This is a genomic window from Coleofasciculus sp. B1-GNL1-01 (assembly GCF_040220235.1).
In the GTDB taxonomy this organism is placed as follows: Bacteria; Cyanobacteriota; Cyanobacteriia; order Cyanobacteriales; family Coleofasciculaceae; genus Coleofasciculus.
The window spans coordinates 1-22902 of record NZ_JAVJTO010000128.1; the positions used below are offsets into that span (position 1 = coordinate 1).

The following is a 22902-nucleotide window of genomic DNA, read 5'->3' on the forward strand; positions in this document are numbered from 1 at the left end:
GCTGGTGCATCCGCTGGTATAATGTACTCGTATTTAATCGAACAAGCGTTTAGTGGAGACTTACGGGAATTTGCCCAATCTTTCCGCTCACAAAGGGCATAGTTATAGACTCGACGACATTGTTCTAGCCACTCAGCAAAACTGGCGACTTGAGCGGTAGTTGGTTTTAGCTTAAACTCGTAAATCAGATTAAACACTTGCTCGACAATATACAATGTTTGCTAACATTATAATACACTATTAATTGAGGAGAGTCAGAAAAAAATACACTCGCAACTCAAGTGGCTAGGCTGGACGCCTTGCGGCAATTGAGCTTGTCGAAATTCGGTTTCATCCCTCGGATAAATCACGAGGACTTTCACCATCGCTTGTACTGTAACCTTTCGACAGGGCGATAGAGGTACTGATTTGGGTTTCATCCCTCAGATGAATCACGAGAGTTGTAAGATGCGATCGCCGGTTCGCATCTAAAATTAATTAGCCAAACCGATAGCCGAAGCCACGAACGGTAATCAAGTATTCCGGTTGACTGGGGTCTTTTTCTAATTTTTCCCGCAGCCAGCGAATGTGAACATCGACAGTTTTGGTATCTCCCAGAAAATCGGCTCCCCAAACCTGATCAATTAACTGTTCCCGAGACCACACCCGCCGGGGATACCCCATAAACAATTCCAACAGTCGGAATTCCTTGGGTGAGAGATTCACCTCCTCGCCCCGCACCGTGACGCGGCATTCTTCGGGGTAGAGGGTAATGTCCCGTAACTGTAACGTCGGCGTTTGCGGTATGGAATTATAGCGGTGACGACGTAGGAGGGCGCGACACCGGGCGATTAATTCCCGCATACTAAAGGGTTTAGTCAGGTAGTCATCGGCACCGACTTCCAACCCTAAAACCCGATCCGTTTCACTCGCTTTGGCGCTGAGAATCAAGATGGGAATAGAATTCCCTTTATACCGGATCAAGCGACATAGATCGAGTCCGTTCACCTGAGGCAGCATCAAGTCTAGAATCAACAGGCTAAACTGGCACTCCTCGTCATTGGCATCGCCCTCGGACAGAAGGGTTAAAGCGGTACGACCATCAGCAGCCGTCACCACGTCATAACCTTCCTCTTGTAAGGACAACATCAGCATTTCTCGGATGAGAGTCTCGTCTTCTACGACCAGAATGCGGTTGGATTGTGCCAGTTCTGGAGTAGAAGGGCTTTGCGGTAGATCGACAGAAAGCATAAATGGTAAGGAAATTGGGTATCTGAACTTCTAAGCCAAGATATACACCAAAATCATGGTGTTGCAACGATATAGAAATGGAACTCTACGTCTAGAGTGACACAAGATTCGGCTGGTGTGGTTATACCCTATGAATATTTTGCAGACTTAAAACAATTTGGGTAACTTTATTGCCGATTTCCCCATGGTGACCTACACTAAGGATAGTGTAATACATGTCATACGCAAGTATGACAGAATGAGGGGTCTTACAGAAACAAAGCAGGAGGCTGGTAACCCTAGTCCCCCTGCTTTCACTTTTTTAGAAGGGATAATGCTGCTACATTTGATGACCTGGATCGAGGTTGAGGAGTATTTGAAGCGATCGCCAGGGATTATTCTGCCGATTGGTTCAACTGAACAACATGGACCAACGGGATTAATTGGTACTGATGCGATTTGTGCTGAAGCGATCGCCCGAGGGGTAGGTGAAGCGACGAATGCGATCGTTAGTCCCACAATTAGCGTGGGGATGGCGCTGCATCATACAGGGTTTCCTGGTACGATGAGCCTGAAACCTAGTACCTTAATTCATGTCATCCAAGATTATTTAGTCAGCTTAACCCGGGCTGGATTTACCCGATTTTTCTTTATTAATGGTCACGGTGGTAACGTGGCGACGCTGAAGGCAGCATTTTCTGAGAGTTACGCCTATCTCTGGGATCTCCACATTCCCAACAGCGATCAAGTCAGATGTCGCCTTGCTAACTGGTTTACCTGTAAATCGGTTTATCAGTTAGCTAAACAATGGTATGGTGATCAGGAAGGATCTCACGCCACACCCAGCGAAGTTGCTTTAACTCAATACCTTTATCCTGAAGCGATCAAGAATGCCCCTTTAGCCGCTAATGTCGCCTCTGGACATCCAATTTACGGGGCGACAGACTTCCGCCGCCGCTATCCCGATGGGCGCATGGGGTCTAATCCCGCTTTAGCCAAACCGGAACATGGTCAACAATTGTATGAGATGGCGGTGAAGGAAATGAGTCAAGCCTATCTGGAATTTTTGCATACCGAGTAACCTTTCACCCATCAAATCAAAGATACAGATATCAGAGGTTATTCGGGACTACATTAAACGATTACCCCACAATTCCTCTCAACGCTGAATCTCTCATATTACAGCGTGAGCCTCCTTGCGGAAAGAAGGTGACAGTCTGCTAGAGACAGGTTAGACTCTTAATTAAAACACGCCTGCTGGTCAAACCAACAATAGGGCATGGTGTTTCCTCGGTGTATTTGCTACAAGCGAGCAGATTGGGATTGGGGAGAGAGCGATCGCTCGACTCCAGCTCACGATTCATTGAGTGGAAGAGTTATTCCCCAGAGGAAGATGAGAGGCATGAGCGCGATCGACTTTACTGTCGCGATTTGTACCTATAACGGCGCGAATCGTTTAGCAGAGGTTCTGGATAGGTTGCGATCGCAGGAAGGGACAGAGCCTATTTCCTGGGAAATTATTGTCGTTGATAATAATAGCACCGACGATACGGCTAAGGTCGTTCAGGAATACCAAGCCAACTGGTCTGAATCTTATCCCATTCATTATTGCTTTGAACCGAAACAAGGACTAGCATTTGCCCGACGATGCGCCATCCGAGAAGCCAAGGGTACTTTAATCGGTTTTCTGGATGACGATAATTTACCCGACTCGAATTGGGTAGCACAAGCTTATCAGTTTGGACAATCTCACCCAAAAGCTGGGGCGTATGGAGGACAAATCCATGGCAAATTTGAAGTAGAACCCCCGCCAGGTTTTGAGAGAATTGCTCGGTATTTTGCGATCCTGGAAGGAAAAAAGACGTATTGTTATAACGAAAAGTATAAAAATACGCGGAAGAAACTGTTTCCGCCTGGAGCTGGAGTAGTCATTCGCCAGGAAGCTTGGCTAAAAAGTGTTCCCGAACATCAGAGTATTAGTGGGGTATCTGGAAATTCTCTATCAACGAAGTGTGAAGATGTAGAGATGTTATCTTATCTTTTTTATGATGGTTGGGAACTTTGGTTCAATAAGGATATGCATATTTATCATAAAATCCCTAAATCTCGTTTTCAGAAAGATTATTTAATTCGTTTCTTCAAGGGAGTCGGTTTAAGTCGGTATCAGACGCGGATGATCGCCTACAAAAATTGGCAAAAGCCCTTTGTTGTGCCGCTCTATATGGTGAATGACTTAAGAAAAATAATCCGGCATTTTGTTAAGTATAAAACTAGATTGAAAACTGATGTAGTTGCTGCTGGAGAAATGGAGTTGCTCAAAACTATTCTTTTGGGGTATTTCCACTAAACTATACACATTAGTCAGAAGATGAACTGACAATGAATACTTTGAATAGAAGGGATCATAAAGAAATTAGCTTACAAGCCGATCATATCCTAGGTTTTGTAATTGTTAGAAATGAAGTACATCGATTAGCTTTTTTTTTGAAGTACTATCGAGAAAAAGGGATATCAAAGTTTTTAATAGTCGATAATGATTCGGAAGACAATACCCTAAACTATCTGGTGCAACAAGAGGATGTCTATGTTTGGCATACTTGTGAATCGTTTAAAGAAAATAAAAGAACTTGGTTAGAATGGTTACTCAAAAATTATGGTCAAAATCACTGGTGTTTAATCGTTGATGCCGATGAAATACTCTATTATCCCGATTGTGAAACTCGAAGCCTAAACGATTTTTGTCGCCAAATAGAATGGCAAGGCAAAAATGCCGTTCAAGGGATTATGTTAGACATGTATTCGCAGCAACCTGTTCAGGAAGCCTACTATAAGCCTGGAGATGACTTTTTAAAGGTCTGTCCCTATTTTGATAGACAGTATTATCATCACCAGGAAGGAACAATCAGAGATTATTATTGGGGAGGATTGCGACAACGTATCTTTGGCAGTGACGATAAACGAGGCAAGAAGCCCTACTGTTTAACCAAGTTCCCTTTGCTTAAATATAATAATACAATGATATTTTATTCAGAACACGTCACCAAAAACATAAAAGTTTCTTCGACAACGGCGTGTTTGCTACACTTTAAATATTTTTCATTCTTTATCGATTATGTTAAATCAGAAATCCAGCGGAATCAGCACTGGCAAGGAGCAGTCGAATACCAAAAATATGCTCAACTCATTGCCGAAAATAAGCCACTAAACCTGTACGATCCAAAAATTTCCGTGCGGCTGAAAAATAGTCAGCAGTTGATCGATATGGGAATTATAAATCGGGGAGTTATTCTGGAGAAACGGTTAGGATGTGTAAGCTTATTGTTAGAATTATTTTATGACACTAAAATACTAGGACGTGCATTCCTTAAAGTTTTGTCCCCAAAATAGCCTCTGCGGGAGTTATGGTGATCAGGAAAAGTTATTAAATTGACTCAAATGGCTTTTTCTCTTCTCTAAAAATTAGAGTTCAACCACAAATACCAAAGAGTCATCTGTATCTACCCAGATCAAAGTAAAACTGTTTCGTTATTACATAAAAACAAATGCAATTAATGCATCCGGGTCTGAAAGACATTCTGCTCATTGAGCAATACATCAAGACTAAAAAAATAGGGTTTTTATCTATAGAAACCCCTTTACCCCCTTGGTTCAAAAAAATCAGCCAATCAATTCCAAATTACTCTATAGGACTGCAACTTCGCCGCGAGTACCGCCACATTTCAATGGGCATTAGAGCCTTTCGGCTTAAAGATATCGATACAATTTTTATATTTGAAATCTATAACCAACATTTATTAGGAGTTCTGCCTTTACTGGCTTTAACAGGAAAACAGGTATTGATTAGCTTACATGGTAATCAACAATTTGCCATGACTAGCAAAATCAAATTATTCGGATTAGTCTATTTAAAAAGGTATCTGCAACTTTTCAAGAATTTAAAAGTCGTTTTATTTGAAATCGATGATCATGTTATCCCAGATAAATTCCGCTTACCCGCGTCATCCAAGATAATTATCCCTCATCCAATCCTTAGCGAAGTCACGCCCAACCTGAGACTCGGTGAACGCTTGCCTATAGATGCCAAAATTAAGATAGGGGTGGTGGGGATGATTCGACAGGATAAACCTATCTCAAAACTAATTGCCAGATTACAGGAATACATCAGCTCAAATTCTGATCAATGCGAACTAATTATAGGTACACCCTTTGGTCAAAAACCAAACTATTTAGATCAACTGGGAGTAGCCCTCTACGATACCACTAAAGAAGAGGACTATATCCGTGTCTTAAAACAGATTGATATTTTGGTCATTCACTATGACAAAGATCGTTATTACTACCGCACCAGTGGTGTAATTAGCGATGCCGGATCGTGTGGTTGTTATATCATTGCCTCTGATTATCCAGTTATCAATCATCAAGTGAATTTCCCTGTCCAAATTGGTGCAACATTCTCAACTTTTGACGAAATTGGTTCCCTAATTGATCAAGCCATCACTCACATTCGCCAGAAGGGACAGGATAACCACTGGATTTGGCGAGAACAACGTTCCGCAGCAGCGATCGCAAAACTTCTCTTCCCTTAAAATACATAGGGGTTGCTGTAGGGAGTCTGTGGTGGGGGTAGGGAGCAGGGGAAGCTGGGGAAGCTGGGGAAGCTGGGGGTGATGGAGAAGATGAGGAAGATGCGGCTTTTAGGCAAAATTCCCCGTTCTAACATCGTCCTTAAATTGCTGTAGTCTTGTCTCTAGTTCATGGGTAAGACGCTCAACGATGAACTCATCGCTTAAAATAGGTTTGGCTGTTTTGGCAATATCCATAAGTTGTCGGGCTACTCGCTGATTGGGATCACCGCCAATTTGATTAAATACGCTTAATTGTTCCTGTTTTAACCAATCTATCCAGTAATTAATTTCTGGGCGAATACGCAAGCGAGTCGAAGGAGCCTCAGGAAACACAGGATAGAAATCCCAGAGGGGCATAACATACTGAGGTTGGTATTCAATACCTAGAGAAAGACACCAATCTTGCCATTTAAAGGAGTTAATATTGGCACTGGTTTTGATCGGAATCCAAGGCACTCTCAGGGCATCCGCAATGATAGCACCATGCATGGCTTCAGCGAGTAATACCTCAGTTTGGCTAATTGCTGATAAAATGTTTTCAATTGACCAACGCGGATCAATATAGGCGAATCCCAGTTGTTCGCAGATAGCACTCCAGGCTGCACTGGCTGGGGTAGCGTGCTTGAAATGAGGCATAAAAGCAAAGCGCTGGGTTTTAGAATGATTCGCCTGAAATAATCGCCTGACGAGTAAAGCCGCATCGGTAACGGCGACTTCTTTGGCAACACCAAGCGCTTGGGCAGACAGGGGTCCTCTGAGGCAATATATCGTCCAAGAATCATTAATTTTGGGTACAGTTCCATATCCATATCCCACACCCGTTCCGAATACAATGGTTTTCTCTGCCTTGGGTAATTTTCTGTTGAGTAACGTCCCAATTCCTACAAAGAGGGTTCGTTCGTCTTCATCCAGAATGTTGGGTATTAATTGGTTCCAGAGCCAAGGGTTGAGTTCATCGCCAAAATTGGCGTATTCATCGGATTTGTAGTAGTAGAGCTTCATTTTTCATTTTATTGTTATCCCACATTCTGTACGCCCAAAACTCTAAAAGTCGTCTTCCTCTTCCTGATTGGCATCATTTGCCTCATTTGCTGAATTCTGGCGCAATCCTCCTGGTAAAGCAGCAATAATTGCATCCAGTACCCTGGAAACCGGGATCACCTCAATATCCAGATCCGGTAACACTTGACCCTTGGGAACGATCGCGCGTTTAAATCCTAACTTTGCCGCTTCCTTTAACCGTAGTTCCATCTGCGACACCAGCCGCACCTGTCCCCCTAATCCCACTTCGCCAATCATCACCGTGCGCGGATCAACCATGCGATCGCGAAATGACGCCACGACTGCAATGGCAATCCCCAAATCTGCCGCTGGTTCCTCGACGCCCAACCCGCCAGCCGTAGCGACATAAGCATCTAATTTAGACAGGGGAATTCCTACCCGTTTTTCTAATACGGCTAAAATTTGCTGTAATCGACTATAGTCTACCCCTGTAGTTGAACGACGCGGCGACCCATAACTAGCAGGGGACACCAACGCCTGCAACTCGACTAAAATCGGACGAGTGCCTTCACAAGCGACTACCGTCGCCGTACCTGGACTCATTTCATCCCGATTGCCCAAAAATAGTTCTGACGGATTCACCACCTCCTCCAACCCCTTATCCACCATTTCAAAAATCCCGATTTCGTGGGTAGCACCAAACCGATTTTTCACTGATCGCAGCAACCGATGAGACGCAAAGCGATCGCCCTCAAAATACAATACCGTATCCACCAAATGTTCCAGCACCCTCGGTCCTGCGATCGCGCCTTCTTTGGTTACATGTCCGACAATCAGTAAGGTAATATTTGCCCGCTTTGCCACCTGCATCAAGGCTGAGGTACATTCCCGCACTTGCGCCACGGAACCCGGTGCTGAGGTTAACGCGGCGAAGTACAGCGTCTGGATACTGTCAATAACGGCAACTTGGGGTTTAAGTGACTCCAACTCCCGTAATACCTCTTCTAAATCCGTCTCTGCCAATACATACAGATTTGGCTCATGATCCCCAGCGGATTTACCCTGATTCGCGGTTTTCGACTTTGCCGACTTCCCCCGCTTTTTTGCCGCCCCATTACTCGTCGCCTCACTATTATTATCTGCCGCCTCCTGAAGCGGATCAGCACAAACCCCCAGACGAGAGGCTCGCAGTTTCACCTGTTGTCCCGACTCTTCGGCACAAACATAGAGGATACGATGCTCCAGTGCCAGTTGATTTGCCACCTGTAGCAGCAACGTGGATTTGCCAATCCCTGGATCACCGCCAATCAACACCAACGAACCCGGCACAATCCCGCCCCCTAGTACCCGATCCAATTCACTATATCCAGAGGCAAATCGGCTCTGGACATTATTGGAAATTTCTGAGAACTTAAGTGAGGAACGCGGTTGAGCGCGTCCGGAGGTTGGCGATGGAGTCAAGGCGCGGGTATTGGATTGCCAACCCCCACTCCTCAAGTTAGTCGCTGTTGAGAGCATACTCTCCTCTAAGGAGTTATACGTGCCGCAGGAGGAGCATCTGCCGAACCACTGGGAGTGTTCTGCCCCACATTGATTACAAACATAGATGGATTTAGTCTTAGGCATCCTGATCTCAAGGTGCTAGGAATTTTCAATACTTAAACCAATCTTAAAAAGTCGTAAGAAAAGGTCAGACGAAAGCATTATGACTTAAAAAAGCTTCGTATAACGTTATATCTTAGAGATAAGCTACTGATAAATTAACATTTCGTTGACTGTAAATTAGGAGTCTTGAATCAATTGGAAACTCATAAGGAAAAAATTCTGGTTGTCGATGATGAAGCGAGTATCCGCCGGATCTTGGAAACTCGCCTGTCGATGATTGGCTACGATGTCGTCACCGCCGCCGACGGGGAAGAAGCCTTAGACACCTTCCGCACGAGTGAACCTGATTTAGTGGTGTTAGATGTGATGATGCCCAAGCTGGATGGCTACGGCGTCTGTCAAGAGTTGCGAAAGGAATCGGATATCCCCATCATCATGCTAACGGCATTGGGTGATGTTGCCGACAGAATTACTGGCTTAGAGTTGGGCGCGGATGATTATGTGGTCAAGCCCTTCTCTCCCAAAGAGTTAGAAGCCCGGATTCGTTCGGTGTTGCGGCGGGTGGACAAGGTAGGAGCGTCCGGGATTCCCAGTTCTGGGGTAATCCATGTCGCTAGTATCAAAATTGATACAAACAAACGACAGGTATATAAGGGAGACGAACGGATTCGGCTCACGGGGATGGAATTTAGTCTCCTGGAGTTATTAGTCAGTCGCTCTGGAGAACCTTTCTCTCGGTCAGAAATTTTACAGGAGGTGTGGGGGTATACCCCAGAACGCCATGTTGATACCCGCGTTGTCGATGTGCATATTTCCCGACTGCGAGCCAAGCTGGAAGATGATCCCAGCAATCCAGAGTTGATTCTCACCGCACGAGGGACAGGATATTTATTTCAACGGATACTCGAAGATGGGGAGACATAAATTTTGAGTGTTGGGTTTTGAGCGGTGAAGGTTGAGTGTTGTAGCAACCGCTACAACAGTTAGGACAGGCTTGCGTTCATCGAAACAATATAACGCTGTGGAAAGAATGGCTAAACCTGATCAAAATTCTGTGTTGCGACAATTACCGTTTATTGTGGGGGGATTAGGCGGAACGCTATTGTTAATCAATCGCTTGCTGACTCCCCAACTTACGGAATCTCAGGCGCGTTCAGACGCACTGGGAGTTATTCTGAGTGCCATATTGATTTTGACAGGTTTGCTGTGGCAGCAAGTGCAGCCGCGATCGCCAGATGCGGTAGATTTGGTTGGGGAGGAAGGCTTTGAACTGACACCAGAGTTACCGGAGGCGGCAAAAACGGAACTGGCTTGGGCGTCACATTTATTATTAACCAATACCGTGACGCGATCGCTGGTTGTGTTTTATCAGGGAAAAGTGCTACTAAGGCGGGGAGTATTGGGAAAAAAGCCAGAGGTAAAACCCGGTGCTATCCTGAAGCGGGTTCTGGAACAACAAAAACCCATTTACTTGGTTGACTTGAAACTCTATCCCGGACGAATCGAATTTGACTACTTACCAGAAAATACCCAAGGACTCATCTGTCAACCTCTGGGCAATCAGGGTGCTTTAATTTTAGGCGCGAATGCTCCCCGCAGTTACACCAAACAAGATGAGCGCTGGATTGAGGGGCTAGCTGATAAACTAGAAAATACGTTGAGTCAGTCAGTACAGTCGAACGTCAACAGTTAGGATCGTCATTTGTCCTTTGTCTTATGTAAGGGTTTGAGGAACGTTGACCTTAATATATATCGTTAATATCGTTAAGTTTAGATGTCTATCACTTTGCTCTACTGGATATTAATTGCCCTGATGCTCGTGGGTGTAGTGGGTGCTGTAGTCCCTGGTCTTCCCGGTTCTAGCGTAATTGTTGTGGCAATTTTAGTCTGGGGATTTGTCCAAGGGTTAAGTGCGATAAGTTTGGCATTGGGCGTTGCTGTTGGGGTATTACTCCTCAGTGTCGGCATTGATTTTTTAGCCACCTACTGGGGAGCAAAACGGGCAGGGGCGAGCAAGTGGGGGCAAATTGGTGCAATTATTGGCTTAGTCTTGGGGATTTTAGGGCTACTTCCAGCGTTACCTGTGGGAGGTCCTCTGTTAGGAATTTTAATTGGTCCACTGTTGGGAGCGTTTATCGGTGAATTTTTATCTCGCCGTCAGTTGGAATTAGAGCTACGGTTAAAGGCGGCGTTGAAAGCGAGTGTAGGAATTGTAGTCGGTTCGCTGGTGGGGAATGTCATTCAGGGCGCATTGGCGCTGGCGACGGTGATTGTTTTTGTGGTTACCACCTCCCCCCCCTGACAGGTGGAGGTTTTTTACTTTAGGGTGGGGTCAAGACAAGGAGGACAAGGTTGACAAGAGGACAAGGGAGGAAAACCCTACAAAATCTTGTTCGGTCAAGTTAACGTCTAAAAGCTGAAAAGCCTTGTTTTTTGGTGAACATCTTAACAGGGAACAGTAAGGGTTTGAGGGCGATTTACTTGCACTTAATACAGTACCGTTTTCTTTTGTCCGACTACTTATTCAAAACTGGCAAACTTATCCGTCGCCTCAATTAACGCACTACGAATCCCCGGTTCTGTTATAGAATGTCCCGAATCTGCAACCACAACAAACTCAGCTTCTGACCAAACCTGATGCAACTCCCACGCCGATATCATCGGACAAACCACATCATATCGTCCCTGAACAATCACCCCAGGAATATGACGAATCCGATCAATATTTCGCAATAACTGATCCTCTGATTCAAAAAAGCCTTTGTTGATAAAATAATGACACTCAATTCTGGCAAAAGCATCGGCAAAATCACTTTCACTAAACTTTTGCATTAAGTTGGGGTCTTGCAACAGTCTACTGGTACTCGCCTCCCAAACTGACCAAGCCCGCGCAGCTACTTGCCGAATTTTGGGATCAGGACTGGTTAAACGCTGATAATAAGCTGAAATAAAATCATCCCGTTCCGCCTCTGGAATCGGCTTAATGTAGTGTTCCCAAGCATCAGGAAAAATATAGCTAGCCCCCTCCTGATAAAACCAACGCAGTTCCTTTTGTCGCAGCATAAAGATTCCCCGTAGAATCAATCCTCGACAGCGTTCGGGATGGGTTTGACTGTAGGCGAGGGACAGGGTACTCCCCCAACTTCCGCCAAATACCACCCACTGTTCAATCCCCAAATGGAGGCGCAGTTTCTCAATATCGCTGACTAAATCCCAAGTAGTATTCTCTTGCAGTTCCGCATGAGGTGTACTTTTACCACTCCCACGTTGGTCAAACATAACAATTCGCCATTGATTCGGATTAAAATATTGGCGGTAAAAGGGTTGGCTACCTCCCCCAGGTCCACCATGTAACACAACGACCGATTTACCTTCCGGATTCCCTGACTCCTCATAGGAAATCCTGTGTAGGTTACTCACCTGTAGCATTCCTTGGTTATAAGGTTCGATGGGGGGATAGAGTTCGCGCATAATTTTCGATTACAGTAACAAAGGTGGTGGCGCTTTTATCGCCGACGACGAATGGTGGTGCGATCGCCTATAATTCTTTCCTAGTTTTTACTATGCCAAATTCTAGGCAATTGACGACAACGATAGACGCGAAAGCGGGTTATATTTCTATCCAGGACTCTCACTCTGACACCCGAAAGGCTTACTGGCGGCGTATCCCCAGGATTCAGTGGTTGGTGATTCTCACAGTTTTGGGACTGGGTTTGTTTGGCTGTAAGTCCTCTAAATCCCCCGAAAATGACCAGAGTCCCTCACCCCCCGTATCAGAAACACCCGCTGATTTTTCTTTTCCCTTGATTACCCCGAATGTCTCACCCCTTCCTACAGAAACACCAACAGTCTCACCCCTCCCCACGCCCACGATTTCATCTGTGCCCCCAGAGATAGTTGTCTTACCGACTCCTGAACAAGTCCCTAATACACCCTCTGTCTCCCCTGAGATAACTCCTGCGCCCACTCCAGAGGCTTCTAAAGCTGTCCCACCCCCTTTACCCAAACCACCAGGCGTTGATAACCGTAAGCCGACGATTACAAATTTACCCGATGGCAATTATTTTTATGGCGAATCAGCGGAATTTGACCGTCCGGGTAGTCGGTATTTAGTGTTTGTAAAAACTGATAATGTGCTAATTGGACAGGAGTATTTTTTACAAACTGAGCAGAGTCGTTGTTTTAAAGGAATAGTCAATGAAAATACAGTCAAAAATGTTAAAGTCGCTTATCGCCAACCCTCTCTAGAGGCGGAAGATGCACAATGGTCATTTGAAGATATGAAACCGATAAGAATCAGCGATTTTCAGTCGATTAGCTGGGATAAAACTCCTGATTTTGCTAAGAATAATTTACAAGATTGCGTAAAAATTTTTAGTATTTTTAATGAATAATTAAAAATATAAAGATGGTTGATCGCAGAAAGTTAACGGTAAACTGTCATGCATTTAAATTGGGTATTAAGCTGTCATGCATTTAAATTGGGAATGGGTAGCGAGCAAGATGCAAAGCCTGCGGCATGGCTTCGCTAAACGCACTACAAGGATTTCGTCATTATTGACATTAAGGTTTAAATGCCGAACAGCTCGATATCCGTAGGCGTGTCCACACCCTTGTAGCGGTTGCAATACAAGGGAAGCGGCAGATCTGTTGTTAAGAGGGGGATCTAGACCAACCCCGACCGATGATAATCATATACACATTTCGTAATATTTTGTTAACATAGTTAAAAATCATCCTCTAGACCGATCACGTTTTACAGCACCTTCTTGCCAAACGTAGATACAGTATGAACTTCTTCAATCCCACAGAGCCAATTCTTCGTACCAAACAGCACGCACTCGACTACCAAGACCGTCAAGGATTGTTACGCCTGCATTGGCAACTCGGACGGAAGACACTGCTATCAGCCTTTTATACCCGTATCGACCAGGTATTCCTGTTCTGGGGTATAATTTGCGCCATGATTTTTATCACTGCCCAGTTTTTGCCGATTAGCTGGAAACTCCAAGCTGGACTGTGGTCAGGACTTACCCTAATTGGCACCGCAGCGATGGTGGTACTCACCAACTTTTGGGTAAAAGTTGAACGCCTCAATTGGCTACTTTATTTCTGGGGAGTCCTCATGATTGGTGGTGTCATTCTCACCGATTTGAGCATTTTCCTGGGTTGGGGACATTTGTTGATTCGCCTTTGTCACCTATGGTTGGGACTGTGCGCTGTGGGCTATATCGGTACAGGACTAGGGATGCGATCGCGTGCCTTTACTCTCGCAGGTATCATTCATTTACTGGGTATTGCGCTTTTAAACTATGTCGGAGGTTGGCAGTTTCTCACCACGGGTATCGTGATGGCTGCCTCTCTACTGATGTTTGCCGAAACCCAGTGGGATATGCGTCCTCCCATTGAGTACAAGCTGTTAACGCTAGAACAACGACAGTTCAATCAACAGCAGCATCAATTGCGTCAACTTTCTTTGTAGAACCGATAACTATACTCTTTTAGATGGATAGCAAATTGTTGTCCTTTATACCTAACGGTCGATAAACTGAAAGGGTTTAGCCGCTACTATGAGAAATAACAAAGGAATTGCACCGGATTGGGCGTTTTGCTGCTGTGGTCCATTGGTTGCACATCGAAGGAGAGCGACGTCAGATGTGCAAACGGTGCAACTGAATTGCTGAGCTAAGGTGGTGTGAAGTTTTTGTCGCTTCCTTCACTTTGTTACTACCAACGGGAGACGAAACTCTCCATCAGAGCGGTCGAAGGTAGTAGACACCGAATTAGTCAGCTTATCCAATCAAATTCCTTTATAAAAAAACCTAAATAAAAGTTGGTGAAGTAGTTTAACCTATCTTCACCAACTTAATTTTTGGAATGAACCCATGAACAATTACCAAACCGATTTTTTTACCGATTCTTTTACCGATTCTTATCGGAGGTTACCAATCCGCTCTTCTGGGTTCGTGGAAAGGTTCACCACTGAAGGGTTGCACGCCCGTAGACGGATAAGCATCGTCACTGGGACCGAAAATTCTCACAACCGCTTCTGATATATATTGGGTTATTTCTGCAAACAGTTTGGAAATATTCATAACCTTGTCCTCCTCATAGAGTAAATCTCAATCAGATTTAAATTGGGTGTATTGGTATGCAATTCACTTTAGATTATGAGGGATACACCCCAAAAAAACAGTATTTTGCAACATTTATTTGATTATGTTTGCAATACTTTTCCCAAGCTTCAGTCAAATGCCCGATTATTCGCTATTTGTATAAATTTTCGTTTACATCCTTGACATTCTGTAATGATTTGTTGCACTCATGCTGGGAAATCCTGACATTCGCTACGAGAGTTCACCAAACTTAAACGCCTGATCGTATAATGGCACAAGCAGGCTTAACTGCGGCTGCTGCACCGAAGTCTGCCAAACGCTCTACATTGATTAAGGCAAGTCATTGTGACTTGTTAGGTATAGTTATGCAGCCGAAAAATTTGCGCCGACTCCTGCGGGCACTGTCTCGACAGGGGTTGGATGTTCACTACAATCATCCGATCTACTCTGTACGTCTGCAAAATTCTGCCAATGCGCCTGTGGCAGAGGTTTTACTCCCAGAAGGGTTTCCAGTGGAAGCGAAAGCGTTTAAACAGTTGGCGAATCTGGCAAACATTCGTCATCCATCAGGGGGTCATGTTTGTCAGGTTTGCGCTACGCCAGATTTTCACCCCGGTGACGCCGGAGTTGCTATCGGTTCAGTCGTGGAAACGGAAGGGATGATTATTCCCGCTGCTGTTGGTTCTGATATCAACTGTGGGATGCGATTACATCTGGCGGATTTGTCGATTGATGACTTTTTAGAGAAACGCGATCGCTTTGTTGAGTTGATCAAAGGGGATTACTTTTTGGGTACTCGTGATGTCACCATGACAGCCAAAACCAGTCGGGCTTTATTTGAACATGGGATTCCAGGTTGGCTGGATGGGATGCTGGATTTACCAACGGGTAGTTTCGTCAACTCTGAACTGGATCAGTTAGCGGCTGAATGCGATCGCGTTTTCTTGGGTGGTTCCCTGGATGGGTCAATACGGTGGGCACCAGAGGAACTCGTTCCAGAGGAGGGATGGGTGCGAGATGGGGGATTGGGAACCATTGGCGGTGGCAATCATTTTGTGGAAATTCAGATGGTTGAGGCGATTGAAGATCGGGCAAGGGCGTTTGCTTGGGGAGTGCGAGAGGGACAATTGGCATTTATGGTGCATTCCGGTTCTCGGAATGTGGGCAAATTTATTGGGGGACTGTGGCGAACCCGTACTCAAGCGGTTTGGTTACAAGGACATCCTTATCCAGAGTCTCGGCTGTTTTCTCTGTCGGTTCACCGGAACCCTGATTTGGTGCAGGATTATTTGCAAGCCCAAGCAACCGCCGCTAACTATGGTTTTGTCAATCGGCTTGTGTTAGCGGAACTGTTACGGTTACGCTTACGGCAGGTTTATGGGGATATAGAAGCCCCCTTGGTTTATGATTTGCCCCATAATATTACATTGCCTCAAAAGGAATCCACTCAAATTCATCGGTGGATAACTCGCAAAGGCGCTTGTCCAGCTTATGCCGAACAGCCTGTGATTATTCCGGGTTCAATGGGAACACCCTCTTACCTAGTCGTTGGTAAAGGAAATCCCGCCTTTCTCTGGAGTGCATCCCATGGCGCAGGACGGTTGCGATCGCGCTTTGAACTGAGTCGTCGTGGGGCGGGTTACTGTGAGGAAACCTTAGGGTTAACGGGTGTTGATTGCATTACCCTGCGGGAAGAACGGCGGATTGAAGAAGCACCTGCGGCTTATAAGCCCATTCAGCCCATAATTGAGGCACAAGTTAAGGCAAAGATGGTCAGTGTAGTGGCGCGTTTACGACCGATTTTGACGTTTAAGGCGTAATTTGTGGGGGGGAAGTATTCGTGCCAAAAAATTGCTCCGATGCCAAATTTAATTCAGAAGGTATAGGGCTATTTGGGGGCTTGCTACTACAATTGAGCCGATTGCCGATTGCCGATTGCCGATTGCCTAGCGCTACGCGCTATACGTCTGATTTGTTCATGGTTCATGACAATCAACGCTGAACAATACCCATCTGAAACTTATGCCACAGGAAGATCAGCAACTCACTCTCACTCCAGCCGATTACAGCCTATTAACCGATCTCTATGAACTGACCATGGCAGCTTGCTATGTTGGTGAAGGGTTAGAGAATCGACGCGCCAGCTTTGAGTTATTCGTGCGACGTTTGCCTAACGGCTTTGGCTATTTAATTGCTATGGGATTAGCACAGGCGTTAGATTATCTGGAGAAGCTTCAATTCTCCGAATCCCATATAGAAGCGTTGCAAGCAACAGGGCTATTTGATCAAGTCCCAGAACGCTTTTGGTCAGTCCTCAAGTCAGAAGGATTTTCTGGCGATGTTTGGGCTGTACCTGAAGGAACTGCCGTATTTGCCAATGAACCTCTGCTGCGTGTCGAAGCCCCTTTGTGGCAAGCCCAACTCGTCGAAACGTATATTCTCAATACAATTAATTACCAAACCCTGATTGCAACTCGATCAGCGCGGATGCGAGATGTTGCTGGAGAGGATGCCAAGCTGTTGGAATTTGGTACCCGCCGTGCGTTTAGTCCACAAGGCGCAATCTGGGCAGCACGGGCAGCATTAGCCGCTGGATTTGATTCTACCTCAAATGTGGTCGCCGCGCTAAGGTTGAACCAAAAACCCAGTGGCACAATGGCACATTCGCTGGTGATGGCAATTGCTGCTGTATCTGGGAGTGAAGATGAGGCATTTAGTGCATTTCAACGCTATTTTCCCACTGCGCCTCTATTAATTGATACTTATGATACAGTTGTAGCGGCTCAACGTCTGGCAGAACAGGTCAAAGCCAATCAAACAAACGTTGCAGGTGTGCGCTTAGATTCTGGAGATATTGCTGATCTGTCTAAACAAGTGAACTCGCTGCTACCAGAAGCGAAAATCTTTGCCAGTGGTGACATGGATGAATGGGAGATTGCCAAAATTAAACAAGCAGGCGGTATTATTGACGGCTATGGTGTCGGTACGCGATTAGTTACAGGTAAGCCAGTTAATGGAGTGTATAAACTGGTGGAACTGGATGGCATTCCTACGATGAAACAGTCGAGTAGTAAAGAAACCTATCCTGGACGTAAACAAGTTTTCCGCCATTGCGTGGACGGGAAAATTAGCAAAGATCGGCTGGCAATGGTATCTGAATCTCCTCAAGCAAATGAACAACCATTGTTGCAACTCATGGTTCAAACGGGTAAACGGTTAAACCCACCGGAACCATTAGCGGACATTAAAAAACGCACAGCGGCAACTGTGGCAATGATTCCTGATGCAATCCGCCAACTTGATGATCCCCAACCCCTACAAGTAGAGATTTCGGATGAATTACAACAGCTTACTCAACAGACAGAAAAACGATTAGAGCAAGAAGCGACTGATGTCTAAATGTAGGAGGCATATAGCAGCTCAAAGAAAACCGATAACCTGAAAAAATACATTCTGAAATAGGGGTTTGAGTAAAGGCATGCGTGTCAACTTAAGAGGAAACGCAAGCTAAGTGGAATACCACTGACTTTAGAGTTTGTAGTAAGCGATGCGAGCGCTTCTGGCATGCTTCGTGCCTACTACGAACCCAGCTTAAGTCAGTGACATTCAAGGTAAGTGAGCCTTTGAATCTCGCTGCCTTAAAAATAACCCCCCTTAATCCCCCCTTGCTAAGGGGGGAAATCAAAGCCATTTTAGTTCTTCGTTCCCTCCTTACCCCCTTTTTTCTCCCGGTTCCCTCCCCTTGATAAGGGAAGGGTTAGGGTGGGGTTATATCAAGGTATTACTTTCGTTTTAAGCTTAAGTTGACACGGATGGAGTAAAGGGCGACCCGAGCAAATTGAGTGGATACAATTGTTGCTTTGTGCAAGCGGGTCGCCCCTACACGAGGATCAAAGATGACATGCTCTTTCCTTTGAGTAGGTTGGTGAAAATACACCCAACACTCCACCAGCGTGTAAATAGTCCTCAGACCCTTACAATAAGACGTAGCTTGCTTCTTTTCGGGAGCGAGTATGACAAATGACGATAAGATCCGTTAAATTTAATTGTTCCCAACTACTTATCTGTATCCTCCTGCCCAATCTATCATGACGATGCTAACGGACTTGATATGACAACTATTGCCTTATTCGGAACGAGTGCTGATCCACCCACCGCAGCCCATCAAACTATTCTTGAATGGTTGTCCAACCATTACGATAAAGTCGCTGTCTGGGCGTCAGATAATCCGTTTAAGTCTCACCAAACCTCCCTGGAACACCGTAAGCGGATGTTAGAGGTGTTAATTTCCGAAATTGAAACACCGCGAAATAATATTGGTGTGCATGAGGAGTTGAGTCGTAGTAGAACCCTAGAAACGTTAGCCAAAGCCAAGGAAATTTGGGGGGATGGGGTGGATTATACTCTCGTAGTGGGTTCGGATTTAGTCAATCAGATACCTAGTTGGTATCGAATTGAAGAATTACTCAGTCAGGTACAGTTGATGGTTGTACCGCGTCCCGGTTATGACATAGACGAGACAGGTGTAGAACGATTAAGGCAACTTGGCACTCAGGTGGCGATCGCGGATCTGAATGTTCCTGGAGTGTCCTCCACAGCCTATCGTGAAAAAGGAGACCCAGATGTCATAACCCCTTCTGTTCAAGAGTATATCAATCGAGAAAAATTGTACGCTTGATCAACGGTGACTCCGGAACAGGGACGTTCTTAGTTATACTTTTAGGGGGACTGTCACTTTTTTAAGTTCAAAACGTCACAGTTTTGGATAATCATGTCAGAACGCGGCATCAAACCGATCAACCAACCAGCGTTAGCTGACTTCAAAGTCAGTGTTGACACTGTTATTTTCTCGGTCGATACTCAACAAAACCGCGTCTTGGTGCTACTAATCATGCGCCAGGATGAACCTTTTTCCGATCAGTGGAGTTTGCCAGGAACGCTGGTGCGCCAAGGAGAATCCCTAGAAGATGCTGCCCATCGGGTTCTGGTGGAAAAAATTCGGGTGAATAATCTCTACTTAGAACAACTCTACACCTTTGGTGGTCCGCATCGTGATCCCAGAGAATCCCCGAAAAGCTTTGGCGTTCGTTATCTATCCGTTAGTTACTTTGCCTTAGTTCGGTTTGAAGAAGCCCAGTTTATGGCGGAGGGTATGAGTGGTATGGCTTGGTATCCGGTTAAGCAGATCCCTCCCCTAGCCTTCGATCATGGCAAAATTATTGAGTATGGATATCAGCGTTTGCGGAATAAGTTAGAGTATAGTCCTGTCGCGTTTGACGTATTACCCGATGTTTTTACGCTGAGTGATTTGTATCAACTCTATACTACTGTTTTAGGCGAAAACTTCTCAGATTATTCTAACTTCCGCACCCGTTTGTTGAAGTTGGGTTTTTTAGCCGATACGGGTCTAAAAGCCTCACGGGGAGCAGGGCGTCCAGCGTCTTTATACCGCTTTGATGCTGAGGCGTTTGCACCCTTGAAGGATAAGCCGTTAGTTTTTCTTTAAAAATACAGCATTTTATTGTAGTTTATATGTAATTCTCTATTGATAAAGATTATGACGAAATCGACGATTCAGTATACAACCAAACATTTAAAGGAACTGGGTTTATTTATCGAAGTCAGCGGCAGAACGGACAGCGATCGCAGTCGCAAAAAGGCGCTGGAAGAAATTGAACGTCGGATGGATGACCCAGAGGATACTAGCTTAGATGCGAATAGTTTTGCTGATGGGTTAAGCAGTGAAGATTTAATCGTGGTTGGACCCCCATCAGCCGTTGAATCGCCAGACGATGAACCAGAAATCATTCAAGCGGTGAAGGCGATCGCGAATTTAGCCAGCTTACGAGTTAGCTTAGAAGAGATACAACAGCAGGCGTTAGAGTTACGTCCGGTAATTGAGGCGCTCTTTCGCCCTGAACCCCTGACTCCCGAACAAATGCAGCAGGCGACAGATAAGAGTTTTGCCAAAACGTTAATTAAATTTGCCGAAGCGAAAGCTGCACGGGATCAATTTTTACCCGAAGCGCAACAAGCTTGGCAGATTTTAAAACCCGCTTTAGACAATGTTGATACTAATTCTAATCCGGTTCTTTCATCTGTACAAAACTCCAAAATTGATAAGTCATAAGTCATGAATTAATTATTGGGAATTGTAGGGTGCGTTAGGGAAGCGTAACGCACCGCTTCTCAAGGGCTTGAAATGTCTAAAAAAGTTAAACAAGAACAGACATAATCTCACAAACAATCAAATACGTTTGAATTAAAATACCACCAGTTTTTATGCACCTTGAGCATCAAGAGCATGTTGTTTAAGTTCACTCAAGGAAACATATTCTAACGCCGATGCATGAGTAGCCGACAAAACCACAGGAGGTGCAGCACCAGCTTCTAGGGCTTCTTGCCAACGAGATGCACATAGACACCAGCGATCGCCTGGTTTTAAACCGGGAAAATTAAATCCGGGAACGGGTGTACTCAAGTCATTCCCACGCTGTTTGGTAAATTCCAGAAACTCTTCAGTCACTTGAGCGCAAACAACGTGGGCGCCAAAGTCACCAGCACCAGTACTGCATTTGCCATCCCGGTAAAATCCAGTCATGGGAGATGTGCAACAGGTTTCTAGTTCCGTACCCAGGACGTTTTTTGCATTAGCCATGACAGCACCTTTTTTTACAGCCTTTCCATCAGTAGGATACAGAGAGATGCTTGTATCCAGCAAGACCTATATTGGTCATGCGTCATGCGTCATTCGTCAAAGAATCCTCGCACCTTGATCGGGGCGGGTTTAGTTACATCAGGGCGGGAAAAAAATGTGAGCAGTGAAGCCGACCCCTACAAGACCAACCAACGTACTATGCTGGATCTCTTCACCAAAACTGTTTTATCTCTCATCTGCCATCTTGATCACCCACTTGGCAGTAAGATAGGGACAGCAGTTTACCCAGTCGAGTGGTAAAGCAGTATTTAGTCAATCTGGGAGGGTGTTCGATGAGCAATAAACCTGAAAAAAACGTTATCAATGTAGATCCAGTCACGGTTGTGGCGGTTATATCTGCCCTTTTACTCGTGCCACTATTGATATCGGGGTTTATCTTCCAATAATTCTATGAGTTCTCGTCCTTTTCAATCTACCTCCGGTTTGCCCCTTGCTAAAGTCATCAAGCTGGTGGCAATAGTATTTGTGTGCTTATCGCTCTGGGTTGCACCAGCATCCGCCAAGGTTATCCGCTATTTTGATGGCAATTCGACGGATGTCAATGTTCCCGCAGGTATTGCTTTTGATTTAGGTGGCGGGGGGGCTGATGTGGATGAAGCGATTCAGTGGATGATTAATCAGGCGAGAGGTTGCACCGACTGTTCGGCTCAGGTTGATGTGGTGGTGATTCGCTCATCGGGTTCTGCTGGCTATAATGAACCGATTCTGGCGATGAATGGGGTGGATTCGGTAGAAACCTTGGTTATCCGGAGTCGGGATGATGCTAATTCTTCAGACGTTGCAGATACAATTCGCCAAGCTGAGGTGTTATTTTTTGCAGGTGGCGATCAGTGCGACTATACCCGCAATTTTAAGCATACGGCAACAGCAGACGCGATTAAATCAGTTGGCGCTAAAGGCGGTGGGATTGGGGGAACCAGTGCGGGGGCGATGATTCAAAGTGAGTTTATTTATAACGCCTGTTCGGATGCGGTTGATAGTGAATATGCCTTAGATGATCCCTACGAAGATATTCTGTTTAGTTATGACCTGTTCAACTGGTCGCTGATGAAGGGTACGATTATAGACACCCATTTTAGCGATCGCGATCGCATGGGTCGATTGATGACATTTATGGCGCGTCAACTTCGGGATGGAATCACTGATAGTGTCTTGGGGATAGGGATTGATGAGGGAACCTCGCTGGTGGTGAACCGGAATGGTATCGCTCATGTTATGGGAGAGGGCGCGGTGTATTTTGTTTTCGGGGATCATATCCCAGAAGATTGTGAACCCCAAACCCCGCTCACGTTTTCTGATTACAAGATTTGGAAACGGGAAAATGGTGAGGAATTTGATCTGAACAATTTACCCTCCAGGGGGTATCGTCGAGCGAGTGTTCAAGATGGTATTTTACAGAGGGGATAAAAGGGCGATTGGAAATCGCAGCTACACAAACAAAGTCCGCGTAGGCGGACTGAACTAGAAAATGAATAAGGTTTTATGCATTTAAATTGGGTATTAGTAACGAGCAAGATGCTCGCACTACAAGGATGGCGTTATTATTGACATTAAGGTTTAAATACCGAACAGCTTAATACACTCGAATTTGTTATATTGTCTGGGTGCTAACAATCTTGCCTAAAAT

22 protein-coding genes are annotated in these 22902 nt (G+C 45.3%); 15 read left to right on the forward strand and 7 right to left on the reverse strand.

Features of this window, described 5'->3' with window-relative positions; all coding sequences use genetic code 11:
• On the reverse strand, positions 1-197 hold a 197-nt coding region (locus RID53_RS30280), incomplete at its 3' end, for a helix-turn-helix domain-containing protein (RefSeq protein ID WP_446391654.1).
• A gap of 280 nt (positions 198-477) precedes the next feature.
• Positions 478-1230 (reverse strand): response regulator transcription factor, encoded by a 753-nt coding sequence (locus RID53_RS30285; RefSeq protein WP_006102719.1) that lies wholly within the window; start codon positions 1228-1230, stop codon positions 478-480.
• 313 nt (positions 1231-1543) lie between these two features.
• On the opposite strand from RID53_RS30285, the gene RID53_RS30290 reads away from it, so the two are divergent.
• From RID53_RS30290 to RID53_RS30305, 4 genes are all read left to right on the forward strand, one after another.
• Positions 1544-2290 carry a creatininase family protein gene (locus RID53_RS30290; protein ID WP_446391625.1) on the forward strand — a complete coding sequence of 249 codons (747 nt, stop codon included), beginning with the start codon at positions 1544-1546 and terminating at the stop codon, positions 2288-2290.
• A 312-nt stretch (positions 2291-2602) separates the two neighbouring features.
• Positions 2603-3556 (forward strand): hormogonium polysaccharide biosynthesis glycosyltransferase HpsE, encoded by a 954-nt coding sequence (gene hpsE, locus RID53_RS30295; protein WP_446391655.1) that lies wholly within the window; start codon positions 2603-2605, stop codon positions 3554-3556.
• A 32-nt stretch (positions 3557-3588) separates the two neighbouring features.
• Positions 3589-4596 (forward strand): glycosyltransferase family 2 protein, encoded by a 1008-nt coding sequence (locus RID53_RS30300; RefSeq protein WP_446391626.1) that lies wholly within the window; start codon positions 3589-3591, stop codon positions 4594-4596.
• 155 nt (positions 4597-4751) lie between these two features.
• A complete protein-coding gene (locus RID53_RS30305) occupies positions 4752-5795 on the forward strand; it encodes a glycosyltransferase family 1 protein (protein WP_446391627.1) in 1044 nt (347 codons plus the stop codon).
• 108 nt (positions 5796-5903) lie between these two features.
• Here the strand turns inward: RID53_RS30305 and RID53_RS30310 are convergent, their stop codons facing one another.
• Entirely contained in the window at positions 5904-6836 is a 933-nt protein-coding gene (locus RID53_RS30310) for a polysaccharide pyruvyl transferase family protein (protein WP_446391628.1), read from the reverse strand.
• Between the two features lie 42 nt (positions 6837-6878).
• Positions 6879-8462: a DNA repair protein RadA gene (radA, locus tag RID53_RS30315; RefSeq protein WP_446391629.1), complete on the reverse strand. Its 1584-nt coding sequence runs from the start codon at positions 8460-8462 to the stop codon at positions 6879-6881.
• Between the two features lie 174 nt (positions 8463-8636).
• On the opposite strand from radA, the gene rpaB reads away from it, so the two are divergent.
• The 3 genes from rpaB to RID53_RS30330 all read left to right on the forward strand — a co-directional run bounded on the left by rpaB (position 8637) and on the right by RID53_RS30330 (position 10743).
• Positions 8637-9365: a response regulator transcription factor RpaB gene (gene rpaB / locus RID53_RS30320; protein WP_446391630.1), complete on the forward strand. Its 729-nt coding sequence runs from the start codon at positions 8637-8639 to the stop codon at positions 9363-9365.
• A gap of 106 nt (positions 9366-9471) precedes the next feature.
• Positions 9472-10134, forward strand: a complete 663-nt coding sequence (locus RID53_RS30325) for a cofactor assembly of complex C subunit B (protein ID WP_446391631.1) — start codon at positions 9472-9474, stop codon at positions 10132-10134.
• A gap of 81 nt (positions 10135-10215) precedes the next feature.
• On the forward strand, positions 10216-10743 hold the full coding sequence (locus RID53_RS30330) for a DUF456 domain-containing protein (RefSeq protein WP_446391632.1): 528 nt from the start codon (positions 10216-10218) through the stop codon (positions 10741-10743).
• 218 nt (positions 10744-10961) lie between these two features.
• Here the strand turns inward: RID53_RS30330 and pip are convergent, their stop codons facing one another.
• Entirely contained in the window at positions 10962-11912 is a 951-nt protein-coding gene (gene pip / locus RID53_RS30335) for a prolyl aminopeptidase (protein WP_446391633.1), read from the reverse strand.
• A 26-nt stretch (positions 11913-11938) separates the two neighbouring features.
• Here pip and RID53_RS30340 point away from each other — a divergent pair, with 26 nt between their 5' ends.
• Both RID53_RS30340 and RID53_RS30345 read left to right on the forward strand, forming a co-directional pair.
• Positions 11939-12835, forward strand: coding sequence for a hypothetical protein (locus RID53_RS30340; protein ID WP_446391634.1), 897 nt, complete (start codon positions 11939-11941; stop codon positions 12833-12835).
• 395 nt (positions 12836-13230) lie between these two features.
• Complete coding sequence (locus RID53_RS30345) at positions 13231-13923, forward strand: hypothetical protein (RefSeq protein WP_446391635.1); 693 nt, start codon at positions 13231-13233, stop codon at positions 13921-13923.
• A 460-nt stretch (positions 13924-14383) separates the two neighbouring features.
• Here the strand turns inward: RID53_RS30345 and RID53_RS30350 are convergent, their stop codons facing one another.
• On the reverse strand, positions 14384-14536 hold the full coding sequence (locus RID53_RS30350; RefSeq protein ID WP_446391636.1) for a hypothetical protein: 153 nt from the start codon (positions 14534-14536) through the stop codon (positions 14384-14386).
• Between the two features lie 386 nt (positions 14537-14922).
• On the opposite strand from RID53_RS30350, the gene RID53_RS30355 reads away from it, so the two are divergent.
• The 5 genes from RID53_RS30355 to RID53_RS30375 all read left to right on the forward strand — a co-directional run bounded on the left by RID53_RS30355 (position 14923) and on the right by RID53_RS30375 (position 20687).
• Positions 14923-16377 carry an RtcB family protein gene (locus RID53_RS30355; RefSeq protein ID WP_446391656.1) on the forward strand — a complete coding sequence of 485 codons (1455 nt, stop codon included), beginning with the start codon at positions 14923-14925 and terminating at the stop codon, positions 16375-16377.
• A gap of 202 nt (positions 16378-16579) precedes the next feature.
• The gene (locus RID53_RS30360; RefSeq protein ID WP_446391637.1) at positions 16580-17956 is read left to right on the forward strand and encodes a nicotinate phosphoribosyltransferase; all 1377 of its coding nucleotides are present in this window, start codon (positions 16580-16582) and stop codon (positions 17954-17956) included.
• A 712-nt stretch (positions 17957-18668) separates the two neighbouring features.
• Positions 18669-19235 (forward strand): nicotinate-nucleotide adenylyltransferase, encoded by a 567-nt coding sequence (locus RID53_RS30365; protein ID WP_446391638.1) that lies wholly within the window; start codon positions 18669-18671, stop codon positions 19233-19235.
• A 93-nt stretch (positions 19236-19328) separates the two neighbouring features.
• On the forward strand, positions 19329-20063 hold the full coding sequence (locus RID53_RS30370; protein WP_446391639.1) for an NUDIX hydrolase: 735 nt from the start codon (positions 19329-19331) through the stop codon (positions 20061-20063).
• A 51-nt stretch (positions 20064-20114) separates the two neighbouring features.
• On the forward strand, positions 20115-20687 hold the full coding sequence (locus tag RID53_RS30375; protein WP_446391640.1) for a hypothetical protein: 573 nt from the start codon (positions 20115-20117) through the stop codon (positions 20685-20687).
• A 150-nt stretch (positions 20688-20837) separates the two neighbouring features.
• Here the strand turns inward: RID53_RS30375 and RID53_RS30380 are convergent, their stop codons facing one another.
• Complete coding sequence (locus RID53_RS30380) at positions 20838-21215, reverse strand: DUF2237 family protein (protein ID WP_446391641.1); 378 nt, start codon at positions 21213-21215, stop codon at positions 20838-20840.
• Positions 21216-21665: 450 nt separating this feature from the next.
• On the opposite strand from RID53_RS30380, the gene RID53_RS30385 reads away from it, so the two are divergent.
• Entirely contained in the window at positions 21666-22682 is a 1017-nt protein-coding gene (locus tag RID53_RS30385; RefSeq protein ID WP_446391642.1) for a cyanophycinase, read from the forward strand.
• Positions 22683-22902 lie beyond the last annotated feature (220 nt).

What these genes read in the sequence shown, in the direction of transcription:
- RID53_RS30285 (WP_006102719.1), bottom strand. Translation starts at nt 1,230, where the DNA reads ATGCTTTCTGTCGATCTACCGCAAAGCCCTTCTACTCCAGAACTGGCA.
- RID53_RS30290 (WP_446391625.1), top strand. Translation starts at nt 1,544, where the DNA reads ATGCTGCTACATTTGATGACCTGGATCGAGGTTGAGGAGTATTTGAAG.
- hpsE (WP_446391655.1), top strand. Translation starts at nt 2,603, where the DNA reads ATGAGAGGCATGAGCGCGATCGACTTTACTGTCGCGATTTGTACCTAT.
- RID53_RS30300 (WP_446391626.1), top strand. Translation starts at nt 3,589, where the DNA reads ATGAATACTTTGAATAGAAGGGATCATAAAGAAATTAGCTTACAAGCC.
- RID53_RS30305 (WP_446391627.1), top strand. Translation starts at nt 4,752, where the DNA reads ATGCAATTAATGCATCCGGGTCTGAAAGACATTCTGCTCATTGAGCAA.
- RID53_RS30310 (WP_446391628.1), bottom strand. Translation starts at nt 6,836, where the DNA reads ATGAAGCTCTACTACTACAAATCCGATGAATACGCCAATTTTGGCGAT.
- radA (WP_446391629.1), bottom strand. Translation starts at nt 8,462, where the DNA reads ATGCCTAAGACTAAATCCATCTATGTTTGTAATCAATGTGGGGCAGAA.
- RID53_RS30325 (WP_446391631.1), top strand. Translation starts at nt 9,472, where the DNA reads ATGGCTAAACCTGATCAAAATTCTGTGTTGCGACAATTACCGTTTATT.
- RID53_RS30330 (WP_446391632.1), top strand. Translation starts at nt 10,216, where the DNA reads ATGTCTATCACTTTGCTCTACTGGATATTAATTGCCCTGATGCTCGTG.
- pip (WP_446391633.1), bottom strand. Translation starts at nt 11,912, where the DNA reads ATGCGCGAACTCTATCCCCCCATCGAACCTTATAACCAAGGAATGCTA.
- RID53_RS30345 (WP_446391635.1), top strand. Translation starts at nt 13,231, where the DNA reads ATGAACTTCTTCAATCCCACAGAGCCAATTCTTCGTACCAAACAGCAC.
- RID53_RS30350 (WP_446391636.1), bottom strand. Translation starts at nt 14,536, where the DNA reads ATGAATATTTCCAAACTGTTTGCAGAAATAACCCAATATATATCAGAA.
- RID53_RS30355 (WP_446391656.1), top strand. Translation starts at nt 14,923, where the DNA reads ATGCAGCCGAAAAATTTGCGCCGACTCCTGCGGGCACTGTCTCGACAG.
- RID53_RS30360 (WP_446391637.1), top strand. Translation starts at nt 16,580, where the DNA reads ATGCCACAGGAAGATCAGCAACTCACTCTCACTCCAGCCGATTACAGC.
- RID53_RS30365 (WP_446391638.1), top strand. Translation starts at nt 18,669, where the DNA reads ATGACAACTATTGCCTTATTCGGAACGAGTGCTGATCCACCCACCGCA.
- RID53_RS30370 (WP_446391639.1), top strand. Translation starts at nt 19,329, where the DNA reads ATGTCAGAACGCGGCATCAAACCGATCAACCAACCAGCGTTAGCTGAC.
- RID53_RS30375 (WP_446391640.1), top strand. Translation starts at nt 20,115, where the DNA reads ATGACGAAATCGACGATTCAGTATACAACCAAACATTTAAAGGAACTG.
- RID53_RS30380 (WP_446391641.1), bottom strand. Translation starts at nt 21,215, where the DNA reads ATGGCTAATGCAAAAAACGTCCTGGGTACGGAACTAGAAACCTGTTGC.
- RID53_RS30385 (WP_446391642.1), top strand. Translation starts at nt 21,666, where the DNA reads ATGAGTTCTCGTCCTTTTCAATCTACCTCCGGTTTGCCCCTTGCTAAA.